Source organism: Streptomyces sp. NPDC052052, from assembly GCF_040680455.1.
Classification (GTDB): domain Bacteria; phylum Actinomycetota; class Actinomycetes; order Streptomycetales; family Streptomycetaceae; genus Streptomyces.
Genome location: NZ_JBFAWU010000004.1, coordinates 132,966 through 146,498, shown reverse-complemented (window position 1 = coordinate 146,498; position 13,533 = coordinate 132,966). Strand labels below are relative to the sequence as shown.

The 13,533-nt window shown below is 69.3% G+C and carries 12 protein-coding genes; all 12 read right to left on the bottom strand.

Annotation, left to right across the window (positions count from 1 at the left end; translation table 11 throughout):
* Positions 1 to 48: 48 nt before the first annotated feature.
* Positions 49 to 885: a F0F1 ATP synthase subunit A gene (gene atpB / locus AB0L71_RS06510; protein WP_365239106.1), complete on the bottom strand. Its 837-nt coding sequence runs from the start codon at positions 883 to 885 to the stop codon at positions 49 to 51.
* Positions 886 to 1,095: 210 nt separating this feature from the next.
* A complete protein-coding gene (locus AB0L71_RS06505; RefSeq protein WP_365238680.1) occupies positions 1,096 to 1,533 on the bottom strand; it encodes a hypothetical protein in 438 nt (145 codons plus the stop codon).
* Positions 1,534 to 1,794: 261 nt separating this feature from the next.
* Entirely contained in the window at positions 1,795 to 3,201 is a 1,407-nt protein-coding gene (locus tag AB0L71_RS06500; RefSeq protein WP_365238677.1) for an MraY family glycosyltransferase, read from the bottom strand.
* Positions 3,202 to 3,293: 92 nt separating this feature from the next.
* Complete coding sequence (locus tag AB0L71_RS06495) at positions 3,294 to 4,562, bottom strand: serine hydroxymethyltransferase (protein ID WP_365238674.1); 1,269 nt, start codon at positions 4,560 to 4,562, stop codon at positions 3,294 to 3,296.
* Positions 4,563 to 4,709: 147 nt separating this feature from the next.
* A complete protein-coding gene (locus tag AB0L71_RS06490) occupies positions 4,710 to 5,351 on the bottom strand; it encodes a protein-tyrosine-phosphatase (protein ID WP_365238671.1) in 642 nt (213 codons plus the stop codon).
* A complete protein-coding gene (locus AB0L71_RS06485; RefSeq protein ID WP_365238668.1) occupies positions 5,348 to 5,995 on the bottom strand; it encodes an L-threonylcarbamoyladenylate synthase in 648 nt (215 codons plus the stop codon). Before AB0L71_RS06485 ends, AB0L71_RS06490 begins: the two co-directional genes overlap by 4 nt.
* A 61-nt stretch (positions 5,996 to 6,056) precedes the next feature.
* Positions 6,057 to 6,902, bottom strand: a complete 846-nt coding sequence (gene prmC, locus AB0L71_RS06480; protein WP_365238666.1) for a peptide chain release factor N(5)-glutamine methyltransferase — start codon at positions 6,900 to 6,902, stop codon at positions 6,057 to 6,059.
* 42 nt (positions 6,903 to 6,944) lie between these two features.
* The gene (gene prfA / locus AB0L71_RS06475; RefSeq protein ID WP_365238663.1) at positions 6,945 to 8,021 is read right to left on the bottom strand and encodes a peptide chain release factor 1; all 1,077 of its coding nucleotides are present in this window, start codon (positions 8,019 to 8,021) and stop codon (positions 6,945 to 6,947) included.
* A gap of 153 nt (positions 8,022 to 8,174) precedes the next feature.
* Positions 8,175 to 8,399: a 50S ribosomal protein L31 gene (gene rpmE, locus AB0L71_RS06470; RefSeq protein ID WP_365238660.1), complete on the bottom strand. Its 225-nt coding sequence runs from the start codon at positions 8,397 to 8,399 to the stop codon at positions 8,175 to 8,177.
* 144 nt (positions 8,400 to 8,543) lie between these two features.
* Positions 8,544 to 9,647, bottom strand: a complete 1,104-nt coding sequence (locus AB0L71_RS06465) for an LCP family protein (protein ID WP_365238657.1) — start codon at positions 9,645 to 9,647, stop codon at positions 8,544 to 8,546.
* A 401-nt stretch (positions 9,648 to 10,048) separates the two neighbouring features.
* Positions 10,049 to 12,055: a transcription termination factor Rho gene (rho, locus tag AB0L71_RS06460; RefSeq protein WP_365238654.1), complete on the bottom strand. Its 2,007-nt coding sequence runs from the start codon at positions 12,053 to 12,055 to the stop codon at positions 10,049 to 10,051.
* Between the two features lie 386 nt (positions 12,056 to 12,441).
* The gene (gene thrB / locus AB0L71_RS06455; protein ID WP_365238651.1) at positions 12,442 to 13,359 is read right to left on the bottom strand and encodes a homoserine kinase; all 918 of its coding nucleotides are present in this window, start codon (positions 13,357 to 13,359) and stop codon (positions 12,442 to 12,444) included.
* Positions 13,360 to 13,533 lie beyond the last annotated feature (174 nt).

Sequence of the window (13,533 nt, the reverse complement as noted above, 5' to 3'; positions counted from 1 at the left end):
ACCGGTGGGGGTTGGCCACCGGACGAATAAGGGTCGGGTGCGGGATGCTCAGTGGTGCTCGGCGAGCGCGCCCTGGATGTAGGTGCAGGTCAGGAGTACGAAGACGTACGCCTGCAGCGCCTGGATGAAGAGCTCGAAGGCGGTCATCACGATGGTCATCACGAAGGAGACGCCCGCGTAGGCGATCCCGATGCCGTTGAGCAGGTACCAGCTGGCGATCGTGAACAGCAGCAGCAGCGTGTGCCCTGCGAACATGTTCGCGAAGAGTCGCACCGCGTGGGTGAAGGGCCGGACCAGCAGGTTCGAGAAGAACTCGATGAGCATGGCCAGCGGGAGCACCGGGCCGAGGGACTTGTCGTACCCGGTGAAGTTCTTGAAGGCACCCACGAAGCCGTGGCGCTTGAAGGTCAGGCTGACCCACAGGATGTAGACGATGATCGCCAACACCGCCGGGTAGGCGATGATCGACGTCACCGGGAACTGTGCGACCGGGATGATCGACCAGAGGTTCATCATCCAGACGAAGAAGAACAGCGAGACGATGAGCGGGACGTACTTCTCGCCCTCGCGCTTGCCCATCGTCTCGTAGACGATGCCGCGACGGATGAAGTCGTAGCCCGCCTCGGCGACCATCTGCAGCTTGCCCGGGACGACCTTCGGCTTACGGAAGGCGGCCCAGAAGAAACCGACGATGATGATCGAGCCGAGCAGGGCCAGCAGCATCGGCTTGTTGAAGTACAGGTTGCTGTCCGCGTCGCCCCAGAGGGGCTCGAACAGGAACGAGTGCAAGCCGGGTGCCGGGAAACCACAACCGTCGAAGATGTGGCAATCGGTCTCGAAGGCGAGCACCTGTGTTGGGTCAGCACTCACCGCGGGCTCCTTCAGCGTGGCGCATAGGTACGGCAACCTCGTTGTGTCGGCGCGGCGCGCAGCCGCGGTTCGGCACTGGACTGGTGTTACGGATGTGTGAGCGGCAGTCAGGCATTGAGCCTCGCGATCGAGCAGGCGTCAGCTCACATGCCCGCGCCCGCAATGCCGCAGTTGGAACCGGACGATAGCAGGGTCTTGAACCCGCACTTATTCCGCCCCTACCCTTCACGACTTCGCCCTGGTGTTCGTGGGCTTTTCGTCCTTGTCGGACTCGGGCTCGACGTAAAGGATCTTGGCCTTCATGTGCGCACGCGCCTGTGCACCGATCCATACGAGGGTCGCCGCGACCAGTGTGATCGCGAAGGCCTTCGGGTTGAACACCGTGGTGTTCTTGAATGCGGCGACGAAAATGAACAGCAGGAGGAGCTGCGCCGTATACAGCAGCAGCCCCATCGCCTGGAAGAGATGTGGCAGGGACCGCGCGGTCCGTTGCAGGACCACGAGCCCGATCCCCATGAAGAGGATCACCACGATCGTCGCAACGACCGCGCCCAGGGCACCCTTGCCGCCGGCCACACCAGCACTGACCGCGGCGGCGACAGCGCCGGCGACAGCGGTGGGTACGGCGACTTGGAGGAGACTCCGGGCGTCGTTGGACGGCATGGCGGCAGCTCCGCTGGCAGGGGATGGGCAGTGTGTCGTCGTGGACGAGCGTAGGCCCGGTCCGGGTCGATGCCTCGGGCCGATGAACCGTGGTCCTCAGGTTCCTCGACCCCGTCACCGGGCTTAGTGAACGGTATCACAAACTATTTGATGAGGTCTTTACCCAGAACGCGTGCTTGCCGTCACACACAAGGGTGAACATCCGCGTGTGAGCAAGACAACCCTTCGATTGTCTGGTATTGCCCCATGATGACCGAATCGTCAACGTGACGAATCAGCCTTGCCTCTGTCCGAAAAACGCGATCGAGGGCTGATCCCAGTCGCCCCGTTGACGCCGGAGACTCCCACGACCACCCGGGTCCCCTCCTGGAGCTCGTGCCCCTCCTGCCCCATCTGGGCTTCCGGCGACCGCTGTTGAGCCTCGGAACCGGACGAGGGCTCCGCCCCGGACGCCACGGGTTCCTCCTCGGGAACCTCACCCTTGCTGCGGCGACGGCGGTAGCGCGGCGGCACGAAGCGCTCCGCCCAGATCGGCGCACGCGGGGTGAAACGGGGCATCAGCAGCAGGACGAGGCCCAGCGCACTCAGCCCCATGATCACCAGCACGATCCACAGGGACGCCGAGTGCACGGAGTAGCCGACCGCGCCGAAGGCGATCAGGGCCGACCAGAAGTACATGATCAGCACGGCCCTGCTGTGCGAGTGGCCGATCTCCAGCAGCCGGTGGTGCAGATGGCCGCGGTCCGCGGCGAACGGCGACTGGCCGTTCCAGGTACGGCGCACGATCGCCAGCACCAGGTCGGCGGCCGGGATCGCGATGATGGTGAGCGGCAGCAGCAGCGGGATGAAGACCGGCAGCATCGCGTGGGTGGCCTCGCGCTCGCTGCCGGCGAAGAGCTTCATCGTGTCCGGGTCGACCTGCCCCGTGACCGAGATCGCTCCGGCCGCCAGCACCAGACCGATCAGCATCGAACCGGAGTCGCCCATGAAGATCCGGGCCGGGTGCATGTTGTGCGGCAGGAAGCCGAGGCACATGCCCATCAGGATCGCCGTGAAGAGCGTCGCGGGGGCCGCCGCCTCGATCATGTGCCCGTACCAGAGCCGGTACGTGTACAGGAAGAACGCGGCCGATGCGATGCACACCATGCCCGCCGCGAGGCCGTCCAGGCCGTCGACGAAGTTGACCGCGTTGATGGTGACGACGACCAGGGCGACCGTGAGCAGCGTGCCCTGCCACTGGGTCAGCGCGACGGTGCCCACGCCGGGGATCGGCAGCCACAGGATCGTCAGGCCCTGGATCACCATGACCGCGGCGGCGATCATCTGACCGCCGAGCTTGATCAACGCGTCGATCTCGAACTTGTCGTCCAGGACGCCGATCAGCCAGATCAGCGCGGCCCCGGACAGCAGGGCCCGCGGCTCGTCGGAGAGCTGGAAGACGCCGTCGAGGTTGTAGAGATGGGCCGCGACGATCAGTCCGGCACAGAGGCCGCCGAACATGGCGATGCCACCGAGCCTCGGTGTCGGTTCCTTGTGGACGTCACGTGCACGGATCGCGGGCATCGCGCCGACCGCGATCGCGAACTTGCGCACCGGACCGGTCAGCAGATAGGTAACCGCAGCCGTGACACAGAGCGTCAGCAGGTAATCACGCACGGGCTGCCCCACAGATTTCGCCGGCCATCTCAGCCCACACCTTAACCAGGACGGGCTCATGGTTGATGACACGGAGGCCGGGCCGATGGTTGTACAGGACACGTCTACCCCGGATAGGGCGGATATTTCCGGGCCAGTTCCTCGACCTCCGCGCGGATGTCGCCCTCGTCACGGACCGCCGTCCCGAAGAGCACGGCCAGCCGTGCCATGTCGGTCTCGTCCATGCCCTGAGTGGTGACCGCCGCGGTGCCGAGCCGGATGCCCCGGGCGTCCCCGTACGGGAGCGCGCAGGTGTCCAGCACCAGGCCCGCCGCCACCAGCCGAGCCCGGGCGGTGGGCCCGTCGACACCCAGCGGGGCCGGGTCCGCGACGATCAGGTGGGTGTCCGTGCCGCCCGTGGTGACCTCGAACCCCTCGGCCTCCAGGCCCGCGGCCAGCACCCGGGCGTGGGCCACCACCCGGTGGGCGTACGCCGCGAACGCCGGAGTGGCCGCCTCCGCGAACGCCACGGCCTTCGCCGCGACCGCGTGCATGTGGGCGCCGCCCTGGGTGAACGGGAAGACCGCCCGGTCGATCCGCTCGCCCAGCTCCGCACCGCACAGGATCATCCCGCCGCGCGGGCCGCGCAGCACCTTGTGCGTGGTCGCGCAGACCACATCGGCGTACGGGACGGGGTTCGGCGCCGCTCCCCCGGCGATCAGTCCCATCGGGTGCGCGGCATCGGCGATGTGGTACGCGCCCACCTCGTCGGCGATGTCCCGGAACAGCTCGTAGTCGGGGTGGCGGGGGTAGGAGATCGAACCGCTGACGATCGCCTTGGGCCGGTGCGCACGGGCCAGGGCGCGCACCTGCTCGTAGTCGATCAGGCCGCTCTCGGAGTCCACCCCGTAGCCGACGAACTCGAACCAGCGGCCGGAGAAGTTGCCGGGCGAGCCATGGGTGAGGTGTCCGCCGTACGCGAGACCCATCGCCAGCACCGTGTCCCCGGGACGGAGCAGGGCCGCGTACGCGGCGAGGACGGCGGAGGAGCCGGAGTGTGCCTGGACGTTGGCGTGCTCGGCGCCGAAGAGCGCGGTGGCCCGTCGGCAGGCGATGCGTTCGGCGGCGTCGGCCTGTTCGCAGCCGCCGTGGTGGCGGGCGTCGGGGTAGCCCTCGGCGTACTTGTTGGCGAGCGGTGAGCCGAGGGCCGCGAGGACGGCGGGCGAGGTGAAGTTCTCCGCCGCGATCAGTTGCAGGGTGGTCGACTGCCGGTGCAGCTCCGCCAGCAGCACGGCGGCGATCTCCGGGTCCTCCCTCCGCAGGGCGTCGAAGTCCTGGGGCAGGTCCGCCCGCGCGGCGGAGGAGGGTGCGGCGGCAGGAGTGGTGACCGGCATGTCGGCTCCGGGCCTGGGGAGGGGTGCGCTGGGGTCAGCTCCAATGTAGGCCCGGGAAGGGCCTCCTGCCCGCTGTGCGGCGACGCGGTCCACCCGCCCGGCCCTCCGGTCGCGGGCCCCGCGCGCGGCCGTCAGAGTGGCGCAGGGTCAGTGCGGGGCGGGAACCCCGGTCAGTGCGGTGACCACCGGGTCGAGGGCCTGGTTGATCTCGTCGCCGATGGACCGGAAGAACGTGATCGGCGCGCCGTACGGGTCGTGCACCTCGTCCGCCTCGGCGGTCGGGGCCAGCAGCCAGCCGCGCAGCGCGGCGGCGGCGCGGACCAGGGCGCGGGCGCGCTCGACCACGCCCTCGTCGCGCGGGTCGGGAAGCGTCGCGGGGTCTATGGCCCGGACCAGCCGGGTGAATTCCTTCAGGGTGAAGGTCCGCAGCCCTGCCGAGTGGCCCATCGAGATCACCTGGGCCCGGTGGTCACGGGTGGCGGTGAGCACCAGGTCGGCGCGGATCACGTGTTCGTCGAGGAGCTCCCGGCCGACGAAACCGGTGGAGTCGGCGCCGAAGTCGGCGAGGACGATCTCGGCGTTGGCCTCCATGGGGGCGCCCTCGTGGCCCCAGGTGCCCGCGCTCTCCACGATCAGTCCGCCCTGGCGCGGGTCGCCGAGGCGGTCCGCCAGGGCGTGGCGGGTCAGCCGCTCGGTGATCGGTGAGCGGCAGACGTTGCCGGTGCTGACGTGGAGGATGCGGAAAGTGTCGGCCTGCCCCGCTATGCCACGCCCCTCAGGGGCGGTCAATTGGCCACCTCGAGGTCGGGTACAACCTCGCGGAGCTGCTCGACGGAGAGCGCACCGGCGCGCAGCAGCAGGGGGACCTTGCCGGTCACGTCGACGATCGAGGACGGCACGATGCCGGGGGTCGGGCCGCCGTCGAGGTAGACGGAGACGGAGTCGCCGAGCATGTCCTGGGCGGCGTCGCAGGTCTCGGGCGACGGGTGTCCGGTGAGGTTGGCGCTGGAGACGGCCATCGGTCCGACCTCGGTGAGCAGCTCGATGGCGACGGGGTGCAGCGGCATCCGCACGGCGACGGTGCCGCGGGTGTCGCCGAGGTCCCATTGCAGGGACGGCTGGTGCCGGGCGACGAGCGTGAGGGCGCCGGGCCAGAAGGCGTCGACGAGTTCCCAGGCCTGCTCGGAGAAGTCGGTGACCAGGCCGTGCAGGGTGTTCGGGGAGCCGATCAGTACCGGCGAGGGCATGTTGCGGCCGCGGCCCTTGGCCGCCAGCAGGTCGCCGACGCCCTCGGAGCTGAAGGCGTCCGCGCCGATCCCGTACACGGTGTCGGTGGGCAGCACGACCAGTTCGCCGCGGCGTACGGCCGAAGCGGCCTCACGCAGACCCGTCGTACGGTCGGTCGCGTCGTTGCAGTCGTATCGCCGTGCCATCAGCCGGCCTCCTCAAGCGTGTACGGATATGACGGATACGGGGCGTGCGGATGGTGGCCGGTCACGGCAGGGCCTTGCGGGCCGTGGCGAAGCGCGGCCGGTTGTTCAGGTCCGGGTGATCGGCGGCGTCCGCCCAGCCGCGTTCCTCGGTGAAGATCCACGGCACCTGGCCGCCCTGGGTGTCGGCGTGCTCGATGACGACCAGGCCGCCGGGGCGCAGCAGGCGGTGCGCGGTGCGTTCGATGCCTCGGATGGTGTCGAGGCCGTCCTCGCCGGAGAAGAGGGCCATCTCCGGGTCGTGGTCGCGGGCCTCGGGTGCCACGTACTCCCACTCGGTGAGCGGGATGTACGGCGGGTTGGAGATGACCAGGTCGACCTGGCCGTCGAGTTCGGGAAGGGCCGTGAGCGCGTCGTCGTGGTGGACGGTGACCCTGGATCCTTCGGCGTTCTTCCTGGTCCACTTCACGGCGTCGTCGGAGAGCTCGACGGCGTGCACGCGTGAGCGCGGCACCTCCTGGGCCATGGCCAGGGCGATGGCGCCGGAGCCGCTGCACAGGTCGACGACGGTCGGCTCGACGACGTCCATCGCGCGGACGGCGTCTATCGCCCAGCCGACGACCGATTCGGTCTCCGGGCGTGGGACGAAGACACCGGGTCCGACCTGGAGTTCCAGGTACCGGAAGAAGGCGCGTCCGGTGATGTGCTGGAGCGGTTCGCGGGCCTCCCGGCGGGCGATCGCCTCCCAGTAGCGGGCGTCGAAGTCGGCGTCCGGTACCCGGTGCAGCTCGCCCCGCTTGACGCCGTGCACGAACGCGGCGAGTTCCTCGGCGTCGAATCGCGGTGACGGCACACCGGCATCGGCCAGCCGCTGGGTGGCCTGGGCCACCTCGGCGAGCAGCAGGTTCATCGCGGTTCTCCGTACGGGTTTACGGGTGGGGCGGGTTCGGGCTCATGCGGCGGCGAGCTTGGCTGCGGAGTCGGCGTCGACACAGGCCTGGATCACGGAATCCAGATCGCCGTCGAGCACCTGGTCCAAGTTGTACGCCTTGAAGCCGACGCGGTGGTCCGAGATCCGGTTTTCCGGGAAGTTGTACGTACGGATCTTCTCGGAACGGTCGACCGTACGCACCTGGCTGCGCCGTACGTCCGAAGCCTCCTGCTCGGCGGCCTCCTGGGCGGCCGCGAGCAGGCGTGAACGCAGGATACGCATGGCCTGCTCCTTGTTCTGGAGCTGGCTCTTCTCGTTCTGGCAGGAGGCGACGACACCGGTCGGCAGATGGGTGATGCGGACCGCCGAGTCCGTGGTGTTCACGGACTGGCCACCAGGGCCGGAGGAACGGTAGACGTCGATCCGGAGATCGTTGGCGTGGATCTCGACGTCGACCTCCTCGGCCTCGGGCGTGACGAGCACACCGGCGGCGGAGGTGTGGATGCGGCCCTGGGACTCGGTGGACGGCACGCGCTGCACGCGGTGCACCCCGCCCTCGTACTTCAGCCGGGCCCACACGCCCTGGCCGGGCTCGATGGCGCCGTTGCCGCCCTTGGTCTTCACGGCGACCTGGACGTCCTTGTAGCCGCCGAGCTCGGACTCGGTGGAGTCGATGATCTCGGTCTTCCAGCCGACGCGCTCGGCGTAGCGCAGATACATGCGCAGCAGGTCGCCGGCGAACAGGGCGGACTCGTCGCCGCCCGCGCCCGCCTTGATCTCCAGGAGCACGTCCTTGTCGTCGCTGGGGTCCCGCGGGACCAGCAGGAGACGGAGCTTCTCGGTGAGCGCTTCGCGCTGCTGCTCCAGGTCCTTGACCTCGGCGGCGAAGTCGGGGTCGTCGGCGGCGAGCTCCCGTGCCGTCTCGATGTCGTCCCCGGCCTGCTTCCAGGAGCGGTACGTCGCGACGATCGGGGTCAGCTCTGCGTAGCGCTTGTTGAGCCTGCGCGCGTTGGCCTGGTCGGCGTGGACCGCGGGGTCCGCGAGCTTCTTCTCAAGATCGGCCTGTTCACCGATCAGTTCCTCGACCGCCTCGAACATCTTCGGGCTCCTGGTTCCTTCTTTTTCAGACGTGCCTGCTGGACGGCGTGACGCTGTCCGGACGGGGGGCGGGCCGCCCGCGCCCCGGGCCGGAAAAAACGCCGGCCTCGGCGCCCCCGGAACGAGGGCGTCGAGAACCGGCGCAGTGGCTCGCTACTTCTTGGCGGAGCCGGCAGCCTTGCCGAAGCGGGCCTCGAAGCGGGCCACACGGCCACCGGTGTCGAGGATCTTCTGCTTGCCCGTGTAGAACGGGTGGCACTCGGAGCAGACGTCGGCGCGGATGGTGCCGCCGTCGATGGTGCTCCGGGTCGTGAACGACGCGCCACAGGTGCAGCTGACCTGCGTCTCGACGTACTCGGGGTGAATGTCGCGCTTCAAGGGTCTCTCCTAGGTTCGGGAGGGCACCGGGTCGCACGCGCGGATTGCGCGTCCGTGAACCGGGGCCGACGTACCAGTCTGCCAGGACCGGACCGTATCTCCCAAAACCGGGGGCGGACCCCGGCTATTCCCGCCCCTGGCCGGTCACTCGACGACGGTGCCGGCGACGCCCTTGTCACCCGCCGACTTCTCGGTGGCGGAAGCGGGGATGGCCTGGTCGTTCTTGAGCGCCGTCCACACCTGCTGCGCGGCCTCCTCCAGCGGTACGACTCGGTTCGGGTCGACCGGGTCGTACTGCACGGGCAGGGTGATCATGTCGACGTTCTTCGCACTGAGCCCCTTGAGGCCGTTGGCGAAGGAGGCGAGCTGCTTGACCGAACCCAGGTCGGAGTCGGTGGTGACGGCCTTCGTCGCCGCGTCCGCGAGGTCGAAGAGCGTCTTCGGGTTGGAGAACACCCCGACGCTCCTGACCTGTTCCATCAGCGCCTTGATGAACGCCTGCTGGAGCTGGATGCGGCCGAGGTCACTGCCGTCGCCGACGCTCTTGCGGGTGCGTACGAGGCCCAGCGCCTGTTCGCCGTCGAGGGTGTGGGTGCCGGGTTCGAGGTTCAGATGGCTCTTGGAGTCGTTGATCGCCTCGGTGGTGGTGATCTTCACACCGCCCAGCTCGTCGATGAGCTTCTTGAAGCCGGTGAAGTCGACTTCGAGGTAGTGGTCCATGCGGATACCCGACATGGACTCGATGGTCTTGACCGCGCAGGCCGGTCCGCCGACCTCGTACGCCGTGTTGAACATCGCGCGCTCCTGGCCCGCGACCACCTTCCCCGTGGTGTCGCTGGTGCAGTCGGGGCGGGTGATGAGGGTGTCGCGCGGTATGGAGACGACGGAGGCCGTCTTGTGGCCCTTGTCGATGTGCACGACCATCGCGGTGTCGGACCGCGCCGTGCCCTCGTCGGTGCCGTAATCGGCGTTCGCGCCGGAGCGGGAGTCCGAGCCGAGCACCAGGATGTCCTGGGAGCCGTTGTCGACGTTCTCGGGCCGGTTCTTGCCGAGCGCCGCGTCGATGTCGACGGCCGTGAGGTTGCCGTTGATCCTGAAGTACGCGTATCCGAGCCCGCCACCGCCGACGACCACGACGCCGACCAGGGTCCAGGCTGCCGCCACCATCGCCCGGTGGCGCCGGGAAGGCTTTTTCCGGCGTCTGCCGGAGGGGCGTATTCGGCCGCCCTTCCCACTGTGCTCGGTCATGCTGCTCCTTCGGTCGTCGGCGTCTCCCGGCTGACCCCCGCAGCGGCGTTCGGGCACGAATGGTGTTGTTTCGGTGACATGCCGCCACTTTTTTGGACGTGGCAACACCTCAAAGGGTTGCACAACGACCTGTCACTTCCATGTGAGGACGCAGCGGGCACGCCGGCCTGATGCACCGTCGGTGACCCCGCACTCACCTGCGGTTTCCTTCACACCGGAGATCGCTTGTGGTCTGCCTCGTCACGGCTGCCGTGTGAGGAAGGTCTCGGATCGCCCGAAAGAACGCGAAAGCACCGGATCGATTACGTCGGATCCGCGGGCCGTGCGGGCCCCACGACACAGGGCCGCCCCCGTCACCGTGGGGTGACGGGGGCGGCCCTGTGATCGGTCCGGGCAGGGCGTCAGTCGTTGCCCGGCGCCGGCGTCGTCTTCTGGATCTGGAGCAGGAACTCCGCGTTGGACTGGGTCTTCTTCATCCGGTCCAGCAGGAGCTCGATCGCCTGCTGCTGGTCGAGCGCGTGCAGCACCCGGCGCAGCTTCCAGACGATGGCCAACTCCTCGCCACCGAGCAGGATTTCCTCCTTGCGGGTGCTGGACGCGTCGACGTCCACCGCCGGGAAGATGCGCTTGTCCGAGAGCTTCCGGTCGAGCTTGAGCTCCATGTTGCCGGTGCCCTTGAACTCCTCGAAGATCACCTCGTCCATGCGCGAGCCGGTCTCGACGAGCGCGGTGGCCAGGATGGTCAGCGAACCGCCGTCCTCGATGTTGCGCGCGGCACCGAAGAAGCGCTTCGGCGGGTAGAGCGCGGTCGAGTCGACACCACCGGACAGGATGCGGCCGGAGGCGGGGGCCGCGAGGTTGTACGCACGGCCGAGGCGGGTGATGGAGTCCAGCAGGACGACCACGTCGTGTCCCAGCTCCACGAGACGCTTGGCGCGCTCGATGGCCAGCTCGGCGACGGTGGTGTGGTCCTCCGCGGGGCGGTCGAAGGTCGAGGAGATGACCTCGCCCTTCACCGACCGCTGCATGTCGGTGACCTCTTCCGGACGCTCGTCGACCAGGACGACCATCAGGTGGCACTCGGGGCTGTTGACCGTGATCGCGTTGGCGATCGCCTGCAGGATCATGGTCTTGCCGGTCTTCGGCGGGGCCACGATCAGGCCTCGCTGCCCCTTGCCGATCGGCGCGACCAGGTCGATGATCCGCGTCGTCAGAACGTTGGAGTCGGTCTCCAGGCGGAGCCGGTCCTGCGGGTAGAGCGGGGTCAGCTTCTGGAACTCCGGACGGCCGCGGCCGGTTTCGGGCGCCATGCCGTTGACCGAGTCGAGGCGGACCAGCGCGTTGAACTTCTCGCGGCGCTCGCCGTCCTTGGGCTGGCGCACCGCACCCGTGACGTGGTCACCCTTGCGCAGGCCGTTCTTGCGGACCTGGGCGAGCGAGACGTACACGTCGTTCGGGCCGGGCAGGTAGCCGGAGGTCCGGATGAACGCGTAGTTGTCGAGGATGTCCAGGATGCCCGCGACGGGGATCAGGACGTCGTCCTCGGAGACCGCGACCTCGCTGGCGAAGTCGTCGCGGCCACGGCGGCCACGGCGGTCGCGGTAGCGGCCCCGGCGACCGCGACGGCCGCCCGCCTCGTCGTCGTAACCGTCGTCCTGCTGGCTCTGACGCTGCTGGCGCTGACCGCCCTGCTGGCTCTGGCCGCCCTGCTGGCCCTGGCCGCCCTGCTCGTCGCCCTTGCCACGGCGGTCGCGCTGACGGTCGCGGCGCTCCCCGCGCTCCCCGCGGTCCTGCCGGTCGCCGCGCTGACCGCGGTCCTGGCGGTCGCCGCGACGACCCTCGGCCGTGTCGGCGGCGGCTTCGGCCTTGGCCTCGGCGCGCTCCTCGCTCTTCGGCTCGGCCTGCGTCCGGCCCTTGACCTCGGCGGCCGGCTTGCTCTCCGCCTTGGTCTCCGGGCTGCCCGCCTGAGCGGTCGCACGGCGGCGACGGCGCTCACCCGTGGGCTGGTCGTCGCTGGCCGGCTGGCCGGGGATGTCGATCTGCTGCTGGGCCACGGCCTTCTCGGCGGGCGCGGCGGCGGAGTCGTCCCCGGTACGCGCCTTGGAGGTGGCGCGGCGCTTCGGCTTGGCCTCGGCATCCGCGGCGGGCGCGGCGGCCTTGGGCGCGGCGGAGTGACCGGCCTGCGCCTCCTTGATGACCTCGATCAGCTGGCCCTTGCGCATCCGCGCAGTGCCCTTGATGCCGAGGCCGGACGCGACCTGCTGCAGCTCGGCCAGGACCATGCCGTCAAGGCCGGTGCCGGAGCGGCGGCGCCGTGCGGTGGTGCCAGTGGCAGCACCTTCGGCGGGCGCGGAGCTGTCGACGGTCTTGTCGGCAGTCACGCCCATCAGATCGGTGGTGTCGCTCACGAAGGGTCCTTCCCTGGAGCGGACGTCGGCCTTCTGGCTCGGCGACCGGTTGTGCTGTCCGACTGCGGTCTTCTTTGTTGCGGACCGTGCCGGGGCGGTGGTCCGCCGGGTACGGCGGAGAGATAAAGGTGTGCGGGGGTCCGGCGCGCGCATCCCTCTGCTCGGCCCACTCTTGGATGAGCGAGGGGTGTCGTGCCGGTTCCGGAGCGTGCACGAAACTGCTCAGGCAGGCTGCTCAGGCAGTTGAGGAGGCTCCCGGAAGAAATGGTGGTCCCGGAAAGGGACACGAAGCAACACGCCACTGAGACGTCTGTTGCTGACTTGAGGTTAACACTACCGGCTCCAACAAACATTCCCCCTCTCACTCACCGGCAATCACTTCTCCGCTACGAGGCCAGCGGCAGCACACTCGCGCCGGGGGCGTCGAAGGCGAGCCGGTTGGCCGCCCATCCCTCGCCCGCCAGCTGCGCGACCTTGTCGGCCGCACCCTCCTCGGCCAGTGCCAGCACCGTCGGCCCGGCACCGGAGATGACCGCGGGAACGCCGTCTGCGCGCAGTCGGTTCACGAGTTCCACGCTCTGGGGCATCGCCGGGGCGCGGTACTCCTGGTGCAGCCGGTCCTCGGTGGCGGTGAGCAGCAGCTCGGGGCGCCTGGTCAGGGCCTCGACGAGGAGGGCGGCGCGGCCGGCGTTGAAGGCGGCGTCGACGTGCGGGACCGTGCGCGGCAGCAGGCCACGGGCGGTCTCGGTCAGGACCGGCTTGCCGGGGACGAAAACCACCGGAACGATGGAATCTGCGGGATCCATTCTGATCGCGCGGCCCGATCCGCCGTCCATCCAGGCCAGGGTGAAGCCGCCGAGCAGGCACGCCGCGACATTGTCGGGGTGTCCCTCGATCTCGGTGGCGAGTTCCAGCAGTGCGGTGTCGTCGAGGCGGGCGTCCCCGCCGGTCGTGACGGCGCGGGCCGCGACGATGCCCGCACAGATGGCGGCGGAGGAGGATCCGAGGCCGCGCCCGTGCGGAATGCGGTTGGCGCAGACGATCTCCAGGCCACGGGGCTGTCCGCCGAGCACCTCGAAGGCGGTGCGCAGGGAGCGCACGAGGAGGTGGCGTTCGTCGCGGGGCAGCGTGTCCGCGCCCTCACCCGCGATGTCGATGTGCAGTCCGGAGTCGGCCACGCGGACGACGACGTCGTCGTACAGCCCCAGCGACAGGCCGAAGGCATCGAAGCCCGGGCCCAGGTTGGCGCTGGACGCGGGAACGCGCACCCGGACGGCGGCGGCTCGGAAGGCGGGACCGGCCATCGGTTGGACGACTCTCCTTGTGAGACAGCGGGGGGGTTGAACGGATTCTCCGGGCAGGAGGTCGTGGCGACGGGGAGTGGGATTCCGGGGGGACCGACGGCCACAACGGCCCTTGCACCGCGGCAGATGCGGCGGGGCGGGTTGGGCACAGCTTATCGAAGGAAGGTTCTGTAG